The organism is Mycobacterium sp. GA-1841 (assembly GCF_001954135.1).
In the GTDB taxonomy this organism is placed as follows: domain Bacteria; phylum Actinomycetota; class Actinomycetes; order Mycobacteriales; family Mycobacteriaceae; genus Mycobacterium.
Map to the genome: position 1 here is coordinate 302,107 of NZ_MBEQ01000017.1, position 18,506 is coordinate 320,612.

At 67.6% G+C, this 18,506-nt stretch carries 14 protein-coding genes and 1 pseudogene; 1 reads left to right on the top strand and 14 read right to left on the bottom strand.

Features of this window, described 5'->3' with window-relative positions; all coding sequences use genetic code 11:
* Positions 1 to 24: 24 nt before the first annotated feature.
* The 13 genes from proB to A5740_RS05820 form a co-directional block, all read right to left on the bottom strand.
* Positions 25 to 1,125, bottom strand: coding sequence for a glutamate 5-kinase (gene proB / locus A5740_RS05760; RefSeq protein ID WP_076192182.1), 1,101 nt, complete (start codon positions 1,123 to 1,125; stop codon positions 25 to 27).
* On the bottom strand, positions 1,122 to 2,570 hold the full coding sequence (gene obgE, locus A5740_RS05765; protein WP_076192184.1) for a GTPase ObgE: 1,449 nt from the start codon (positions 2,568 to 2,570) through the stop codon (positions 1,122 to 1,124). Before obgE ends, proB begins: the two co-directional genes overlap by 4 nt.
* Positions 2,571 to 2,660: 90 nt before the next feature.
* Positions 2,661 to 2,927, bottom strand: coding sequence for a 50S ribosomal protein L27 (gene rpmA, locus A5740_RS05770; protein ID WP_066898306.1), 267 nt, complete (start codon positions 2,925 to 2,927; stop codon positions 2,661 to 2,663).
* A 13-nt stretch (positions 2,928 to 2,940) separates the two neighbouring features.
* On the bottom strand, positions 2,941 to 3,252 hold the full coding sequence (gene rplU, locus A5740_RS05775; RefSeq protein WP_003879728.1) for a 50S ribosomal protein L21: 312 nt from the start codon (positions 3,250 to 3,252) through the stop codon (positions 2,941 to 2,943).
* Between the two features lie 163 nt (positions 3,253 to 3,415).
* Entirely contained in the window at positions 3,416 to 6,532 is a 3,117-nt protein-coding gene (locus A5740_RS05780) for an Rne/Rng family ribonuclease (protein WP_076192186.1), read from the bottom strand.
* Between the two features lie 292 nt (positions 6,533 to 6,824).
* Entirely contained in the window at positions 6,825 to 7,244 is a 420-nt protein-coding gene (gene ndk / locus A5740_RS05785; RefSeq protein ID WP_076192188.1) for a nucleoside-diphosphate kinase, read from the bottom strand.
* Positions 7,245 to 7,316: 72 nt separating this feature from the next.
* Entirely contained in the window at positions 7,317 to 7,715 is a 399-nt protein-coding gene (locus A5740_RS05790) for a DUF4233 domain-containing protein (RefSeq protein WP_076192190.1), read from the bottom strand.
* Complete coding sequence (locus A5740_RS05795) at positions 7,712 to 9,139, bottom strand: folylpolyglutamate synthase/dihydrofolate synthase family protein (RefSeq protein ID WP_175616176.1); 1,428 nt, start codon at positions 9,137 to 9,139, stop codon at positions 7,712 to 7,714. The genes A5740_RS05790 and A5740_RS05795 overlap by 4 nt, the downstream gene beginning before the upstream one ends.
* Complete coding sequence (locus tag A5740_RS05800; protein WP_076192194.1) at positions 9,126 to 11,789, bottom strand: valine--tRNA ligase; 2,664 nt, start codon at positions 11,787 to 11,789, stop codon at positions 9,126 to 9,128. Before A5740_RS05800 ends, A5740_RS05795 begins: the two co-directional genes overlap by 14 nt.
* A gap of 99 nt (positions 11,790 to 11,888) precedes the next feature.
* Entirely contained in the window at positions 11,889 to 12,506 is a 618-nt protein-coding gene (locus A5740_RS05805; RefSeq protein ID WP_076192196.1) for a DUF937 domain-containing protein, read from the bottom strand.
* Between the two features lie 87 nt (positions 12,507 to 12,593).
* A complete protein-coding gene (locus tag A5740_RS05810; protein WP_076192277.1) occupies positions 12,594 to 13,844 on the bottom strand; it encodes a trans-acting enoyl reductase family protein in 1,251 nt (416 codons plus the stop codon).
* A gap of 10 nt (positions 13,845 to 13,854) precedes the next feature.
* Entirely contained in the window at positions 13,855 to 15,822 is a 1,968-nt protein-coding gene (locus tag A5740_RS05815; RefSeq protein WP_076192198.1) for a S9 family peptidase, read from the bottom strand.
* 72 nt (positions 15,823 to 15,894) lie between these two features.
* Positions 15,895 to 16,506 (bottom strand): hypothetical protein, encoded by a 612-nt coding sequence (locus A5740_RS05820; protein WP_076192200.1) that lies wholly within the window; start codon positions 16,504 to 16,506, stop codon positions 15,895 to 15,897.
* A 137-nt stretch (positions 16,507 to 16,643) separates the two neighbouring features.
* Between A5740_RS05820 and A5740_RS05825 the strand changes: the two genes are divergently transcribed.
* A complete protein-coding gene (locus A5740_RS05825) occupies positions 16,644 to 17,792 on the top strand; it encodes an FAD-dependent oxidoreductase (RefSeq protein WP_076192202.1) in 1,149 nt (382 codons plus the stop codon).
* 161 nt (positions 17,793 to 17,953) lie between these two features.
* Here A5740_RS05825 and A5740_RS29340 read toward each other — a convergent pair.
* Positions 17,954 to 18,184, bottom strand: a pseudogene (locus A5740_RS29340) (transglycosylase family protein); the annotation flags it as partial.
* Between the last annotated feature and the right edge of the window lie 322 nt (positions 18,185 to 18,506).

An 18,506-nucleotide genomic window follows, 5' to 3' on the forward strand; every position in this document is an offset into this window, starting at 1 on the left:
GCGTTACTCGTTGCACCCAAATCGCTAGAGGGCGACCAGATCGTCGGCGTGCACGGCGGGCCGGCGCAATTCGGCCGGCAAGTCTGCCGTGGAGCGCCCGATGACCGTGGCCAACTCCGACGCCTCGTAGGCCACCACGCCGCGGGCGACCGTCTGCCCGTCAAGCCCCCGCAGATCCACCACATCCCCACCGTGGAAATGCCCGGTGACTTCGGTGATCCCGGCCGGCAACAGCGAGCGCCGCTGTTCGACGACCGCACGCACCGCGCCGTCGTCGAGGGTCAATGCGCCATGCGACTCGGCGGCATGGCGAACCCAGAACCGCCGCGCCGACATCCGCTCGGGCCGCGGCGCGAACACCGTACCGACCGAGGCGTCACTGAGTGCCGCGCCCGCATCCGCGGCAGCGGCCAGCAACACCGGCACTCCGGCGTCGGCGGCCAACAACGCCGACGACAGCTTCGAAGCCATCCCGCCGGTGCCCAGATTGCTGCCGCCGCCGGCCACCACCCCGTCCAGGTCACCCTGCGCGGCGACTTCAGGGATGAAGCGCGCGTTCCCTTTTCGGGGATCCGAGTCGTACAGACCGTCGATATCGGACAGCAGGATCAGGGCGTCGGCGCCGACCAGCTGGGCCACCAGCGCCGAGAGCCGATCGTTGTCTCCGAATCGAATCTCGTTGGTGGCCACGGTGTCGTTCTCGTTGACGATGGCCACCGCGTGCAAAGCCCGCAGCCGGTCCAAGGTGCGCTGAGCGTTGTTGTGCTGCACCCGCATCGCGATGTCGTGCGCGGTCAGCAGCACCTGGCCGACCGTGCGGCTGTAGACCGCGAACGCCGAACTCCAGGCGTTGACCAGGGCCACCTGCCCGACGCTGGCGGCCGCCTGCTTCGTGGCCAGATCGGTGGGGCGTTTGGACAATCCGAGCGGCTCGATGCCGGCGGCGATGGCGCCGGAGGACACGATCACCAGGTCGGAGCCGGCGCGCATCCGGCCTTCGATGGCCTCGACCAGAACCGCGAGCCGGCCGGCGTCGAACACCCCGGTGGACGTGGTGAGGGCGGTGGTCCCGACCTTGACGACCACACTGCGCGCGGTCCGGATCGCTTCGCGATGAGCGCTCACGCGTCCTCGCTACCGGGCTGGCGGCGCTCCCGTCGGGCAGCCTTGCGCTCCGCCGCACCGATCCGGTCGGTCTGTTCCAGCCGGATGTCGGTACCACGCCCGGTGAGCGGCATGTCCACCCCGGCGGGGGTCTGCGGTTCCCAGTCGAACGTCATGTCGCCGATGGTCACCGCGCAGCCGGGCTTGGCGCCCAACTTCAACAGCTCGTCCTCGACGCCGAGGCGGGCCAGCCGGTCACCGAGGTAACCGACGGCCTCGTCGTTGGCAAAATCGGTCTGGGCGATCCAACGCTCGGGACGGACACCACGCACGATGAAACCGCCGTACCCGTCCGTCTCGACCGTGAAGCCGCTCTCGTTGACCGCGATGGGCCGGATCACCGGCCGCCTCGGCACCACCTCAGGCTGCGCGTCACGATACGTCTTGACCATCTCCCACAACGCAAAGATCAACGGGCGCAAGCCATCACGGCTCACCGTGGAGATCTCGTACACCGGCCAGCCGAACCGCTCGGCGACCTCCTCCCGCACGAAGTCGGCCAGCTCCCGCGCGTCGGGCACGTCGATCTTGTTGAGCACCACCGCACGTGGCCGCGACGCCAGGTCGCCCAGGGTCGAATCACCTTGCAACGTCGGGGTGTAGGCGGCGAGCTCGGCTTCCAGCGCCTCGATGTCGGAGATCGGGTCGCGACCGGGTTCCATGGTGGCGCAGTCGACGACATGCACCAGCACTGCGCAACGCTCGAGGTGCCGCAGGAACTCCAGGCCCAGGCCCCGGCCCTCGGAGGCGCCGGGAATCAGGCCGGGAACGTCGGCCACGGTGAACGTGTGGTCGCCGGCCGACACCACGCCGAGATTGGGCACCAGTGTGGTGAACGGATAGTCGGCGATCTTGGGTTTGGCCGCCGAAATGGTCGACACCAGAGAGGATTTGCCTGCCGAGGGGAAACCGATCAGGCCGACGTCGGCGACGGTCTTGAGCTCGAGCGTGAGATCACGGGTCTGCCCCTTCTCGCCGAGCAATGCGAAACCGGGAGCCTTACGGGCCCGGGAAGCGAGTGCCGCATTGCCGAGGCCGCCACGACCACCGGCCGCCGCCTCGAAGCGGGTACCGGAGCCGACGAGGTCGGCCAGCATCCGCCCGTTCTCGTCGAGAACCACGGTGCCGTCGGGCACCCGGACGATCAGATCGTCGCCGGCCGCACCGTCACGATTGCTGCCCGCGCCCTGCTTGCCCGAGGGTGCGACGACATGGGGATGGAAATGGAAGTCCAGCAGGGTGTGCACCTGCGGATCGACGACAAGCACGATGCTGCCGCCGCGACCGCCGTTGCCGCCATCAGGACCGCCGAGGGGTTTGAACTTCTCGCGGTGCACCGAGGCGCAGCCGTTGCCGCCGTTGCCTGCACTCGCGTGAATGACGACGCGGTCGACAAACCGGGGCATCGGACATCCTCTCCGTCGAATGTGAAGCTATCGCGAAAGTGCGGTCGAGAACTCGCAGCTGCTTCACATTCGCGGAGAATCCTCTTGGTCTCAGGCCTCCGGGCGAGCCACCGGAACGATGTTCACGTGCTTGCGGCCACGCTTGGAGCCGAACTCCACCGCGCCGGGAGCCAGCGCGAACAGAGTGTCGTCACCGCCACGACCGACATTCACACCCGGGTGGAAGTGGGTACCACGCTGACGGACCAGGATCTCCCCGGCCTTGACGACCTGGCCGCCGAACCGCTTGACGCCCAGCCGCTGTGCTGCGGATTCGCGACCGTTACGAGAGCTGGAAGCGCCCTTCTTGTGTGCCATGTCCGAACGTCTCCTACTTGATTCCGGTGACCTTGAGCACGGTCAGCTGCTGACGGTGCCCCTGGCGCTTGTGGTAGCCGGTCTTGTTCTTGAACTTGTGGATGCGGATCTTGGGACCCTTGGTGTGCTCCAGGACCTCACCGGTCACGGCGACCTTGGCCAGGTCATCGGCCTTGCTGGTGACGTTGGCGCCGTCGACCACCAGCGCCACCGGCAGTGACACCGACGCGCCGGGCTCGGCGTCGAGCTTCTCAACCTTCACCACGTCACCGGCAGCGACCTTGTACTGCTTGCCGCCGGTCTTGACGATTGCGTATGTCGCCATCGTGTCCTCTGCTCTGCTGCTCTCTGCGGGCGCGCGCTACCGGTCGGTGCGTGCGCGGGTCTTGGGTGGCGGGATGCCCCGCCGTCACCGGCCTGCAACTACAGGCACTGGAGACAACTGGTCAAGGGTACTTGACCAGCGGGTAGAGGGTCAAACCGCCCCGCTACTCGTGCGAGGGCGGCCCCGCGGGTCTGGCCGCGGCACGTCGTCGGGTACGTCCGCGGCTGACCGGCACCTCGGAAATCACCGGCGCCGGTGACTCGTAGACGTCGTCGTCATCATCCGAGTCCCCATCATCGGAGTCGTCCTCATCCGACTCGTAGTCGGATTCGATGTCGTCGAGATCATCGTCCTCGTCGTCATCGTCGAGGTCGTCGAGGTCGATCTCGTCCTCATCCGAATCATCGTCGTCCGAGTCCTCGTCATCGGAGTCCTCGTCGTCCGAGTCCTCATCAGAGTCCTCGTCGGTATCGGTGTCCTCGTCGGCATCCTCGTCGATATCGGTGTCCTCATCGGGCTCAGACTCATCAGGCTGATCCCGGGTGGCCGGCTGATCGTCCGCCACCGGAGGAGCCTCACCGTCGCCGTGCTGGTGCTCGCCGAAGCCCTCGTGGTCCTCGTGATCGCCGTGTTCTTCGTGATCCTCGCCGGTGTGGTCGTCATCATGACGACCATTCGCCGCGGCCATCGCCTTGAACATCGGATGCTCACCGGCAGCGTGTGCCGGGACCTTGGCTACCTGCACCTCTTCCGGGCGAGGGCTCTCGGTTTGGGGGCTGCCCTTCTTACCGCGCTTGCTGCGACGGCCTCCGCCACTGGACTCGGTCTTGCGGCCGGTGTTCGCCGATGCGGTGTCGACCGGATCGCCGTGCAGGACGATGCCGCGGCCCGCGCAGTGCGTGCAGGTGGTCGAAAACGCCTCGACCAGACCGGTTCCCAGCTTTTTGCGGGTCAGCTGCACCAGGCCCAGCGAAGTCACCTCGGAAACCTGGTGGCGGGTGCGATCCCGTCCGAGCGCCTCGGTCAGTCGGCGCAACACCAGATCCCGGTTGGACTCGAGCACCATGTCGATAAAGTCGATGACCACGATGCCGCCGATGTCGCGCAGCCGCAGCTGGCGCACGATCTCCTCGGCGGCTTCCAGGTTGTTGCGGGTGACCGTCTGCTCGAGGTTGCCGCCGGCCCCGGTGAACTTACCGGTATTGACGTCGACGACGGTCATCGCCTCGGTACGGTCGATCACCAGGGTGCCGCCCGAGGGCAGCCACACCTTGCGGTCCATCGCCTTGGCCAGTTGCTCGTCGATACGGTGCACGGCGAACACGTCGGGCGCATCCGCGCCACCGGCCGGTTCGTATTTGGTGAGCCGGCCCATCAAGTCGGGCGCCACGGTCTCGACGTAGGAATTGATGGTGTTCCACGCCTCGTCGCCGGAGACGATGAGACCCGAGAAGTCTTCGTTGAACAGGTCGCGGATCACCTTGACCAGAACATCGGGCTCCTCGTAGAGCGCGACGGCCGCACCGGCCTTCTTCGCGGTGACCTCGGCGGCCTTCGCGTCGATCTCGGTCCAGCGCTGCTGCAGCCGCTCGACATCGGAACGGATGTCCTCTTCTTTGACGCCCTCCGAGGCGGTGCGGATGATCACACCCGCATCGGCCGGCACGACCTCCTTGAGGATCTCTTTGAGCCGCTGCCGCTCGGTGTCGGGCAGCTTGCGGCTGATCCCGGTCGACGATGCGCCGGGGACATACACCAGATAGCGGCCGGCCAGCGAAACCTGGGTGGTCAGCCGGGCACCTTTATGCCCGACCGGATCCTTGCTGACCTGGACGACGACGTAATCCCCGGGCTTGAGGGCCTGCTCGATCTTGCGGTTGGACCCGCCCAGACCGGCGGCCTCCCAGTTCACCTCGCCCGCGTAGAGCACACCGTTTCGGCCCCGACCGATGTCGACGAAGGCGGCCTCCATCGACGGCAGGACGTTCTGCACGATGCCGAGATAGATGTTGCCGACCAGGGATGCCGATGCCGCCGACGTCACGAAGTGCTCGACGACGACGCCGTCTTCGAGCACGGCGATCTGCGTGTAGCGAGCACCCTCGTGCGGCGGCTCGGTGCGCACCTTGTCACGGACGATCATGGTGCGTTCGACGGCTTCGCGACGGGCGAGGAACTCGGCTTCGCTCAGGATCGGCGGCCGACGGCGGCCGGCGTCGCGACCGTCACGGCGGCGCTGACGTTTGGCCTCGAGGCGAGTCGATCCGCTGATCCCCTGGATCTCCGAATCGTCACTGCTCTTGCCCGACCGCTCGGGCCTGGGCGCACGCTCGTGCACGACGGTGTTGGGCGGGTCATCCGGCGAACCGGCGTCGTCGTTGTCGCCCGAGCCGGACTTGCGCCGCCGGCGGCGGCGCCGACGACGGGTGCTGCCGTCGCTGCCCGTGGCGTCCTCGTCGTTGCCCTCATCCGAGTCATCGGCGTCGTCGTCGGAATCCTGGTCGGATTCGCTCTTGTCATCGTCGGTGTCGGTCTCGGAGTCCGGGCCGGATTCGGACGCATTGTCATCGAGCTGCTCACCGCGGCCACGGCCACGGCCACGGCGGCCGCGACGCCGACGGCGCGCGGCCGGGCGGTCGGCCTGATCGTCATCGGACTCTGAGTCGGATTCTGAATCGGACTCGGAATCGGTGCCGTTGTCGTCGTCGTCTTCCTCGTCGTCGTCGACGCCGACCGGTTCGAAACTGATCGGTTGGGGCGCGACGAACAACGGCAGGTAGTCGGCGCGCTCGGTGTGCGATTCGCGGGCGGCCGGAATGTTCGCGGTCTCCAGGATCAGCCGCGACTCGGGCTCGTCGCCGACGAGCACGGCGTCATTCTCGGCCGCCACCTGTGCCTCGGAGGCGCCGACCGGCGATTCCGCCGGCGGCTCGGGCTGCGGCGCCTCGGCCGGTGTCTCGGCGGGCAGGGTCACCGATTCGGTCACGGTCGATTCGGTGACGGTGACGGTGACCGCCTCGACCGGCTCGGACGTGGGTGCCGGCTCGTCGATGGGCAAGGCGCCGAGAGCCAGCGCGTCACGGACGCGTTCGGCGTCGGCCTTGTCGACGGTGGAGTGCGCACTGCGCTGGCGCCCGTCGAACTCGGCGAGGGCATCGAGCACCCGCCGGCTTGTGGTGCCGAGTACTCGCGCCAGGGAGTGGACTCTCAGCCGCTCTGGGAGTCCCGCCTGCTGCGGAGTCTGGGTTGATAGGTCGTCATTCTGGGCATCTTCGGCCACGAATTCTCCTCAAGCCCCCGGGCGCGTCGAACGACGCGGCCACGCGAGGGCTTCCGCTATTGGCCCGGGACACTTTCCCCGGACTTGTTGTGGTCTCGCTCCGAGCGGCTCGATCCCGAACCCACCCGGTGCCTGGCTGAATGATGGCTGGACGGTCGGCGCCGCACCGGATTGCGGTGGTCGCGCTCGTCGAAGTCTTCATTCGGGTGTTCAGCCTCGGTTGAGGCCGGCTACCCGCAACCAGTATCCCACATCACTGACGCGGTACTGACCAGACTGCGAAGAAGGTTTGTCAGGCCGAGGCTTCGCCGGGGAACCACAGGGCGATCTCGCGGGCCGCCGACTCCGGGGAATCGGACCCGTGCACGAGGTTGTCCTGGGTGACAAGCGCCAGGTCACCGCGGATGGTGCCGGGCACGGCCTTCTCCACGGGATCGGTGCCGCCGGCGATCTGACGGAATGCCGCGATGGCGCGGGGACCCTCGATGATCGCGGCCACGACGGGCCCGGAAGTGATGAACTCCAGCAGTGAATCGAAGAACGGCTTGCCGTCGTGTTCGGCATAATGCTGCTTGGCCAGCTCGACGCTGACGTTCTTCAGCTCCAGCGCGGCCAGGGTCAGCCCCTTGCGCTCGATCCGGCCGAGGATCTCCCCGACGAGGTGGCGCTGTACGCCGTCGGGCTTGATCAAAACTAGGGTCCGCTCAGTCACGGCAGAGAGCGTACCGGTCGGTAACTGCGCCCTGCCACCGCGGCCCCCATCTATGTTCGCGCTGCGTCCCAGCTATTCGGCGGGAGGTTGCTGACCGGGCAGCAGACCGCGGTCCTGCCGACGTTTGACCTCAGCTCGCAGGTAGACGATCAACAGCCAGACCACCGCGAAGATGACGCCGATGAAGCCGATCGCGCCGTGCACGAGCGCACCGGCGATCACCACGAGTTGGATGCCGAGGTTCGCCCAGATGGCCCAGGGCCGACCCTGCAGACCCGACATCAGGATCAGCACAACCGCCAGACCGACCACGAACCCGCCCGACGTCCAGGTCAGTCCGGACGCGCTGACGCCGACCACCGGCAGGGCCAACAGCACGACGATGGCCTCGAGGATCAGCGTCCCGGCCATCACGCCGCGAAAACTCTTCCAGGGGTCCGCCGGTGCCGGCTTCTCGTTCTGAGTGCTCATTGTGGATCCCGTCCGAACAGGGTCCGGGCCGCGCCGGCGGTCACCACCGAACCGGTGATCACCATGCCGGCCCCGGACAGGCCTTCATCGGCCCCGGCCTCCTCGACCAGGCCGGTGGCGGTTTCGATGGCATCGGGCAGGGTCGTGGCGCTGATCACCCGATCCGGCCCGAATCGCTCTTCGGCCAGCAACGCCAGCGATTCGACGTCCATCGCCCGCGGTGAACCGTTGTGGGTCACCACAATCTGGTCGAACACCGGCTCGAGCGCATTGAGGATGCCGCCGACGTCCTTGTCCCCCATCACCGACACCACGCCGACCAGGAAGCGGAAGTCGAACTCCTGCTGCAGGGTCTGCGCCAGCGCCGCGGCCCCGGCTGGGTTGTGGGCCGCGTCGATGAAAACCGTCGGCGCACTACGCATGCGCTCCATCCGGCCGGGGCTGCGCACGGCCGCGAACCCGGCCCGCACTGCGTCGACGTCGAGTTGGCGGTCGGCACCCGCACCGAAGAACGCCTCCACCGCGGCCAACGCGATGACCGCGTTGTGGGCCTGATGTTCACCGTGCAGCGGCAGGAAGACATCGGAGTACACCCCACCCAGGCCCTGCAACGTCAGCATCTGCCCGCCGATGGCCACCTGCCGATCGAGCACGGCGAACTCGGAATCTTCGCGGGCCACGGCTGCATCGGCACGCACCGTCTCTTCCAGCAGAACTTCCATGGCCTCCGGCAGCTGTTTGGCGATCACCGCCACCGTGTCCGTAGGGACCAGGTCGTCGGGCTGCCGGGTGATGATGCCGGCCTTCTCCCCCGCGATCGCAGCGATCGTGTCGCCGAGGTACTCGGTGTGGTCGATGCCGATCGGCGTGATCACCGCGACGGGGGCGTTGACGACGTTGGTGGCGTCCCAGCGTCCGCCCATCCCGACCTCGACCACGGCGACGTCGACGGGCGCGTCGGCGAACGCCGCGAACGCCATCGCGGTCAGCACCTCGAACTTGCTCATCTTGGGTCCTCCGGCAGCTTCGGACTGCTGGTCGACCAGTTGCACGAACGGTTCGATCTCGGTGTAGGTATCGACGTATTGCGCTGGGGTGATGGGCTTTCCATCGATGGAGATGCGCTCGACCGCCGATTGCAGATGTGGGCTGGTGGTGCGCCCGGTGCGCCGGTGCAGTGCCGTCAACAGCGCATCGATGATGCGGGCCACCGACGTCTTGCCGTTGGTTCCTGCGACGTGGATCGAGGGATAGGCGCGCTGCGGCGAACCGAGCAGCTCCAACAGCGCCGCGATCCGCGCTGTGCTCGGATCGAGCTTGGTCTCGGGCCACCGCTGATCGAGCAGATGCTCGACCTGCAGCAACGCCGCGATCTCGTCCGGCGTGGGGCCCGGGTCAGTCACTGGATCCTCATTTGAGCCCAGCCAGGCGTGCGGTGATGCGCTCGACCTCTTCACCGGCCAACTGCTGGCGGCCGCGGATCTTGTCGACGACGTTCTCGGGCGCCTTGGCCAAAAAGGCCTCGTTGCCGAGTTTGGCCGTCGTGGTGGCCAGTTCCTTCTGTGCGGCAGCCAGGTCTTTCTCCAGGCGGCGGCGCTCGGCCGCGACGTCGACGGTGCCCGAGGTGTCCACCTCGACCAGCACCGTGGCCTGCGCCAGGCGCACCTCGACCGAGGCGGACGGGGTGAATCCGTCTGCCGCGTCGGTCAGCCAGGCCAGCGCCTTGACCGCGGGCAGCTGCTCGGTCAGGCCGGCCTCGGTGATCGCCGACAGCCGGGCCGGAACCCGCTGCCGGTCGGCCAGACCCTGGTCACTGCGGAAGCGACGCACCTCGGTGATCAGTTTCTGCATGTCGGAAATATGTTGTGCGGCAACCTGATCCAGCGCGATGCCGGACGGCTGCGGCCACTGTGCGATAACGATGGACTCACCGTCGGTCAGCGTCTTCCACAGCGTCTCGGTGACGAATGGCATCACTGGGTGCAGCAGCTTGAGCAGTGCGTCGAGAACGGCCGCCAGCACCCCGGTGGTATGCGTGATGCCTTGGCCTTGCTCGGAGCCGAGCTGCACCTTGGCCAATTCGACGTACCAGTCGCAGAATTCGTCCCAGGCGAAGTGGTACAGGGATTCGCAGGCCCGGTTGAACTCGTAACTGTCCAGCGCGGCGTCCACCTCGGCCCGCACCTCTTCGAGCCGGCCCAGGATCCACCGGTCGGCATCGGTGAGCTCCGACACCGCGGGCAGCGGTGCGGGTGCCGCGCCGTTCATCAAGGCGAACCGGGTGGCGTTGAACAGTTTGGTCGCGAAGTTGCGCGACGCGCGGGCATGGTCCTCACCGATCGACAGGTCGCCACCGGGGCTGGCGCCGCGGGCCAGTGTGAATCGCAGTGCGTCGGCCCCGAACTTCTCCACCCAGTCCAACGGATCGATGCCGTTACCGCGAGACTTGCTCATCTTGCGGCCGAACTCGTCACGGATCAGGCCGTGCAGGAAGACGTTTTGGAACGGCACCTGCGGCGGGCGCTGACCATCGAAGGTGATGGCCGGATCGCCGGCGACGAACGTGCCGAACATCATCATCCGGGCCACCCAGAAGAACAGGATGTCGTAACCGGTGACCAGCACCGACGTTGGATAGAACTTGGCCAGGTCCGGGGTATGGTCGGGCCAGCCCATGGTGGAGAACGGCCACAGGGCCGAGGAGAACCAGGTGTCGAGGACGTCGGGGTCCTGCTCCCAGCCCGCCGGCGGAGTCTCGTCGGGACCGACGCACACGGTCTCGCCATTGGGCCCGTGCCAGATCGGGATGCGGTGGCCCCACCACAGCTGCCGCGAAATACACCAGTCGTGCATGTTGTCCACCCAGGCGAACCACCGCGGCTCCAGACTGGGCGGATGAATCACGGTGTCGCCGTTACGCACCGCGTCACCGGCGGCCTTCGCCAGGCCGTCCACCTTGACCCACCACTGCAACGACAGTCGCGGTTCGATGGGCTCGCCGCTGCGCTCGGAGTGCCCGACGCTGTGCAGGTACGGCCGCTTCTCTTCGACGATGCGGCCCTGCTCGGCCAGCGCCTCGCGCACCTTGACCCGCGCTTCGAAGCGGTCCATGCCGTCGAATTGCGTTCCGGTATCGGCGATCCGGCCCTTGGCATCCATGATCGTCGGCATCGGCAGCTGGTGGCGCAGGCCGATCTCGAAGTCGTTCGGATCGTGCGCAGGAGTGACTTTGACTGCGCCGGTGCCGAATTCGGGGTCGACGTGGGTGTCGGCCACGATGATCATCTCGTGGTCGGCGAACGGGTGCGGCAGAGTCTTGCCGACCAGATGGCGGTAACGCTCGTCGTCGGGATGCACGGCGATCGCGGTGTCACCGAGCATGGTCTCCACGCGGGTGGTGGCCACCACGATATGAGGCTGTGTGTCATCGAGTGAGCCGTAGCGGAACGAGACCAACTCGCCCTCGACGTCCTCGTATTTGACCTCGAGGTCGCTGATCGCGGTTTCCAGCACCGGCGACCAGTTGACCAACCGCTCGGCCTGATAGATCAGCCCGGCATCGAAGAGCCGCTTGAAGATGGTGCGCACCGCCCGCGACAGGCCCTCGTCCATGGTGAAGCGGTCACGGCTCCAGTCCACGCCGTCGCCGAGGCGGCGCATCTGGCCGCCGATGGTGCCGCCGGACTCGCGCTTCCAGTCCCACACCTTCTCGACGAACAGCTCGCGGCCGAAGTCTTCCTTGGTCTTGCCGTCGACAGCGAGCTGCTTCTCCACCACGGTCTGGGTGGCGATGCCGGCGTGGTCCATGCCGGGTAGCCACAGCACCTCGAAGCCCTGCATCCGCTTGCGGCGCGTGAGCGCGTCCATCAGCGTGTGGTCGAGCGCGTGGCCCATGTGCAAGCTGCCGGTCACGTTCGGCGGCGGCAGCACGATCGAATACGGCGGCTTTTCGCTGGACGGATCGGCGGTGAAATATCCGGCGTCAACCCAGCCCTGGTACAGGTCGGCTTCTACCGCAGCCGGCTCCCAGGATTTGGGGAGGGCATCGGCACGGTTCTCAGGGGTGGGAGTCACCGAGCCATTCTAAGAAGGACGTGCCGCAATAAGCGAAAGCCCCCGATGCCCGGTGCGTTCGCTGGGCGTCGGGGGCTGTTGCGCTGTTCGCGAGGGTGGTTACTTCTTGCCGCCGAGCAGGCCACCGAGGATCTCGCCGATGGCGTTGCCCTGGCCACCGCCACCGCCGAGCACGCTGCCGAGAATGCTGCCCAGCGGGTTGTTCGACCCGCCGCCACCGCCGGCCGCCCCGCCCAGGATGCTGCCGAGGATGTCGCCGAGCCCGCCGCCGGAAGCCTGCGGCTGGGGCGCCGACTGCGCCGGCGCATTGTTCTGGGCGAACTGCTTGCCGATGTAAGCCAGCACGATCGGTGCCAAGATCGGCAGCAGCTGCTTGATCAGACTGCTGCCGCCGGCTCCGGCACCGGACAAAGCCGAGGCAACCTGGTTGCTGTCGTTACCGCCGAAGATCTTCGAGACGATCTGGTTTCCTTCGTTCGCGTCGACCTGGTCGACGCTCACGCCGCCGTCGAGCAGACCGCTGGCCCCTTGCGCGGTGACCGCCGACTCCAGATCACTTGAATCGATGTTGTCGGCCTGCACGTTCTCTGCGACACCGCCGACGAGGGCAGGCACCAGGGTCTTGATGGCGGCGTTCACCTCGCCCTCATCGGCACCGAGTTTGTTTGCGATGTCCGCCACGGGGATCTGCGCGAACAGATCGTCAAGACCGGCCATTTTTTCATCCCACCTTCATTGCTGGCGTACTGGAAGTCCTCGTTGAAAACATTAGTCGAATCTGATCTTGTCCCACAGGTGTTCGGCTCAGGTCAGCGCGGTCGTCTCCAGCGTCACCCCGGCAGCAGGTAGCCGGGTGAGAAGTGCATCCCCCATCGCCGCGACGGGCGTCAGCACACCGCGCAACCCCGACAGCGCGTCGCGATCGGTGGCCAGGGCCAGCCCGCATTCACCGAGCAACACCGCCGTCGCCTTGTACCCGGGATCTCCTTGCTGGGCCATGCTTGTCACGTAGCGCGCGCCCGATGTGGTCGTGGTGTAGGTCTCGACGCGATAGTGCCCGCGCTCGCGGGTCCGCTCGCTGGGACCGGTTCCCGGTTTGGGCACCAACCGCTCGACCAGTCCGCCGGGAACGCGGTTGAAGTAGCGGCCACCTACGCCGAGGGTGAAGGCGTTGGATCCGGTCACCATCGCGGCGGCCAGCGGGGCCACCGGTGAGCGGCCGACGCTCATCTGTTCGGCGTACTCGAAACCGCGCCCATAGGCGTAGTCCAGTAATGCGTTGCTGCGCCGGACGATCCGGGTGTTCGGCGCAGCCATGGCGAAGGCACCGGTCCAGTACCCGGCCAGTTCCGGGGCGATCTCAGCGCCACGGCGCCACCGCACGTCGGGCTGGGCACCGAGTTCAGGCTCGGCCGCTCGGTCCGGACTCAGGGTGTACGGATCGTTCATCAGCGCCCTGGCCTCCGGATCGGAGGACAACGTCTTGAGCAGTTCCAGCATCGAGGCCACGGTGCCGCCCGATACCCCGCCGGCGAACGTACGTACCACCAGGTTGGTGTCGCGGAGCTCGCCCGCACCGTCCGCAGCGGCCCGGGTGTACAGCGCATACACGGTGAGATCAGATGGCACCGAATCGAATCCGCAGGAGTGCACGATCCGTGCCCCGGTGTCGACGGCCTGTTTGTGATGCAGGTCGATGCTGTCGCGGATGAACGTCGTCTCGCCGGTCAGGTCGGCATAATCGGTGCCGGCGGCGGCGCAGGCCGCCACCAGCGGCAAGCCGTAACGCGCATAGGGTCCCACCGTGGTCACCACCACCTGGGTGCGCGCGGCCATCGCCTCGAGGGAAGCCGGATCACCGGCGTCGGCGATCACCAGCGGCCACGCTTGCGCGGTCGGCCCGAGGCCGGCGCGGATCGCCCGAAGCCGGTCCTCGGAACGCCCGGCGAGCGCGATGCGGGCCGATCCCCCGGCGCGAGCCAGATACTCCGCGGTCAGCTTGCCGACGAATCCTGTGGCGCCGTACAGCACCAGATCAAACTCACGCTGTGTCACCACGCCGACGCTACCCGAGCAGTTCGGGCACTTGTGCGGGTTGACCGCCGAGGTGCTCACCCAGGAAGGAGATCACCACCTGGTACCAGATCTTGGCGTGTTGCGGAGACAGCACCCAGTGATTTTCGGTCGGGTAGTAGAGGAACCGGTGCGGGCTCTCGCCGTTCTCGTCGGCGGGCAGTCCCGAGTAGGCCAGCAGCTCGTACCACAGTCGCAGCGCCTCACCGATCGGTACCCGATAGTCCTTGTCGCCGTGGATGACCAACATCGGCGTGGCGATTTCCCCGACGAACCGATGCGGTGAATTGCGTTGGGCCATATCCGGTGTCATCTCGCGCGCCCACCAGTAGGCACCGTCCGTGGTGGGCCCGAACTGGTCCAGCGCCCACAGGCTGGCGTGCGTGATGACCGCGTCGAAACGGTCGGTGTGCCCGGCGATCCAGTTCGCCATGTAACCGCCGAAGGATCCGCCCATGGCGGCGGTCCGTGAGGCGTCGACCCGCGGATGCGCGCACGCAGCGTCGGTGGCGGCCATCAGGTCGGTGTACGGCGCTTCGCCCCAGGCGCCCCAGCCGCGGGCGATGAAGTCCTGCCCGTAGCCGGTGGACAGGCCCGGATCCGGCATCAGCACCGCATACCCCTGCGCGGTGAGCAGCCAGGGATTCCACCGCCAGTGCCAGCTGTTCCAGCTGCCCAACGGGCCACCGTGAATCCACAGCACCAGCGGGGCAGGTTCGTCGGTGTCCGGCAGCGTCAGCCACGACCGGACCGGCGTGCCGTCGTCGGCCCTCGCCTCCACCTCGGTCAGGGTGCCGGGAAGCTCGGAGGCATCCACACATGGCAATGCGGTGACAGCGCCGTCGGCGCCGATCCGGACCGGATGCGGTGGGGCGGCATAGGAACTACGCAAGGCGTAGATCACCCCGCCGGGCGCGGGCCGCACGTCGGTGTAGGTGAAGTCGTCATCGGTCAGTCGGGTGACCGCCCCGGAGGCGGGATCGACGGAGAAGATCGGACCGCGGCCGCCGTCGTCGGCGGTGACGATGAGCGCGGACGAATCGGCCGACCAGACCACCGAGGACGGCCAGCGATCCCAGTCACCGGCCAACTCGACCGGCTCCTCGCCGAAACACTTGCGGTACAGGGTGATCCGTGGGGGCGATGTCGGGGTGGAATGCGTTTCGCGGGTGTAGGCCACCGTGGCACCGTCCGGTGCGATCGTCGGATGGCCGAAGTCGGCGTCGGGGTCGTCGGCGATGGTGGTGCGCACACCGGTGGCGCGGTCGATGCGCACGAGAGTCACCCGTACCTTCGCGCCCGGCCCGGGCACGCGCCATGACGTCACCACGAATTCACCGTCGGCGCTGAGGTCGAATGCGGTCTCCTGCAACGCCGCTCCCGCGGTGCCGGTCAGGTCCCTCGGGCCGTCGGCGTCGAACAGGTGGAGTACGTCCGGCCCGAGGTCGTGGTCCCAGTACCGGACCGGATAGCCGGTGTGCAGGATGGCCGAGACTTTGGTGTCCTTGCGCGCCTGCCGCCGGGCCTTGTCGTCGTCGATGCTCTCCGACGACGGCAGCAGCGGTGCGGTCACGACGGTGGCCTCGGCGCTGCGGGCACTCACCACACCGGTGATGCCGCCCGGGACGGCCAGCTCCTCGAAAGCCTCACCACCGGCTGCCGGCAGCCGCCACAGCGTGGCCGGGGGTTTGTCCTCCCCCTCCCCCGGACGGGCCGCGACGAACAACAGATCACCGTCGGCGGTGAAGGTCGGCGCCGACTCGCCCTTGAGGCCGCGGGTGAGGCGGCGAGCCGGGTCGCTGCCGGAGGGGTCCAATTCCCAGATGGCGCTGAGGAACTCGGTGCGCTTGTCGTTGAGGGTACTCACCGTGGTGACCACCCGGGAGCCGTCGGACGACACCGCGAGGCCCGCCACCCGGGGCAGCGCGAAATAGTCGTCGAGATCGTCGAACGCCGTCATGGCTCCCCACCGTAATCGCGCGGCCCGTACCGGAGTCCGGTACGGGCCGCATGGCCTGACGCCTCAATGGGTTCAGACCACCTCGGTGATCTGCCCGGCGACGTCGGCGCGCACCTGCTTGCTGCTGCGCTCACCTTTGACGTTGATGAACATGATCACGTTCGCATCGAACGGGATGTTGCGCTTGATGCTCACGGTCTGGACCTCGCCGCCCGGGATCTCGCTGGCCGCGACCGCGCCGTCGATCGCGGTGGCGATCGCACTCGCGGGCACATCTGTGATGGCGAACAGGTTCTGCTGCAGCGCCTCGGTGTCGTCGTCGTAATCGATGGGCCGCGACGGTCCGACCGCGCCGGAGGTGTAGCTCCACTGGTTGAGCTCGGTCGGCGCGTTGGGGTCGATGGCTTCCAGGCTGAGCACACCCGGGGCGATCGAGATCTCGACCACCTGCATCGGGTTGGCGCCCACCTTCTCGGCGATCGCCGCGTAGGCGTTGTCGATGCCCTCGGCGGTGAACAAATTGCCCGAGACTGCTTCGGTGATCTTCTCTGTACCCGAGGAGACGACCTTCTCGGCCGCTCCCGCGGCGGCGTCCCTGAGTTCCGTGGCCTTGGCGCAGCCGCTCAGGGCCGAGGCGGCAAGGAGCGTCGCGCCGAGCGAGATCGCGAAGCGGGTGAGTTTCATCGGGTCCTCTCAATTCCTTCCGTCCCGGCGCTGTTCGGCACGGGAACCTGTCCACACGCTGTGCGAACGCTGGAAGGTTACCGGCCGGCCCGGGACAGGGCGGCACGCACCGCACGGCCCCTCGATACATTCGACCGATGACACCGTCTGTGCTCGTCATCGGCGCGGGTATCACCGGTCTGGCGACCGCGGTCGCCATGCAGCGACGGGGCTATGAGGTCTGCGTGGCAGAGGCTCGCCGGAGTGTCGCCTCGGGCGCCGGAATCAGCATCTGGCCCAATGCCCTGGCCGCACTGGACGAGATCGGCCTCGGTGACGACGTGCGCGACGCCGGCGGACGGGTGACCGCCGGGGCGCTGCGATGGCACGACGGCTCGTGGCTACGCCGGCCTGCGGAACAGCGGTTCACCCGGGCGCTGGGTGAACCGCTCGTGGTGATCAGGCGATCGGTGCTGACAGAGATCCTCGGCGGGGCACTGCGGCCGGAGACGGTCCAGTTCGGGCTCGCCGCAGAGGAGATCACGGTCGCCGGTTCCGGCGTGCGCCTGAGGTTCTCCGACGGCTCGGTCCACACGGCAGACGGCGTCATCGGTGCCGACGGCGTCGACTCGCTGGTGGCACGTCATCTCAATGGCCCACTGCCCCGCCGTTACGCCGGCTACACGGCATGGCGGGGCGTGGCCGACTGCCCACTGGACCCCGAACTGTCGGGTGAGACGCTGGCCCCGGGCCGGGTGCTCGGACATGTGCCGCTCGGCGGTGAGAACACCTATTGGTTCGCCACCGAACAGCTGCCGCAGGCTCAGCGAGCCCCCGAAGGTGAACTGGCCTACCTGCAACGACAGTTCGGCGCGTGGGCCGCGCCGATCCCGGCCCTGTTGGCCGCGACCGATCCGGATCAGGTGCTCCGCAACGATCTGTACGACCGGGCGCCCGCACACCACTGGGCCCGCGGACCGGTGGTGATCGCCGGTGACGCCGCGCATCCGATGCGCCCGCATCTGGGCCAGGGCGGCTGTCAGGGGCTGGAGGACGCCGCGACGCTGGCGGGTCTTGCGGCACAGAGTCCGGACCTGGCGAGCGCTTTCGCCCGGTTCGCCACCGTGCGACGCAAGCGGGTCAGGGCGATCGTGCGGGAGTCGCAGTTCATCGGTCGCGCCGTGAACCTTCGCCCGCAGGCGCTGAGTGCCGCCGCCTTGCGCGCGACCGTGCTCGTGCCGGAATCACTGTTGACCTGGCACCTCGGCTCGATCGCTGCGCGAAGCGCCTTCACGCCCGTGCGCTGAGTTCCGGGCTGCACTGCTCAGTGCGGCACTCCGAAAGCGGTCAGCGGATCGAGGAACGTCGTGCAGATGCGACGCAGGTCGAAGATTCCCAGCACGGCCCCCGGGCGCACCGCCTGGCAGCCGGTGGGGGCGCTCGGCGCCGACCAGCCCGCGGGCGTTCCGCCCCGGACCCCACACTTCGGCCAGGCGCCGATGCCCTGGGTCGCCAACACGTTCTCCGCCACGCGGATCTGCTCTTCACGGGACGCCGTGGCCGGCGAGCCGATACCGCCGTGCGCCGCCCACGTGGTCGGCTTGAACTGCAGACCGCCGTAGTGCCCGTTACCCGTGTCGATCGACCAGTTGCCTCCCGACTCACAGTCGGCGATCGCATCCCAGTTCACGGTGTCGGCCCCAGCGGTGGCCGTCGCGGCGAACAACGGCGACAGCATGAGGCCGGCCGATGCCGTAGCAAGCCAGATAGTCCTGGTCAACACCCTTCGAATGGTCATCTCGCGGTCCTTCCCCGACCTTTGACACCAGGACCGCTGCAGATGTCGATCACGATCGTGCAACTGTGCGGTCACCAATGTGTTCGTGTGACCAACCTCACGCGTTACAGACGGGGCTGAAGTTTTTTACCGATGTGTTTGAAAACTTCCGAGGTTGCGGGGGCTGAAGTAACTCCAGGGCCTGCTGATGCAAGAAAGCGGTGTCAGGCCATTGGCCCTGTCT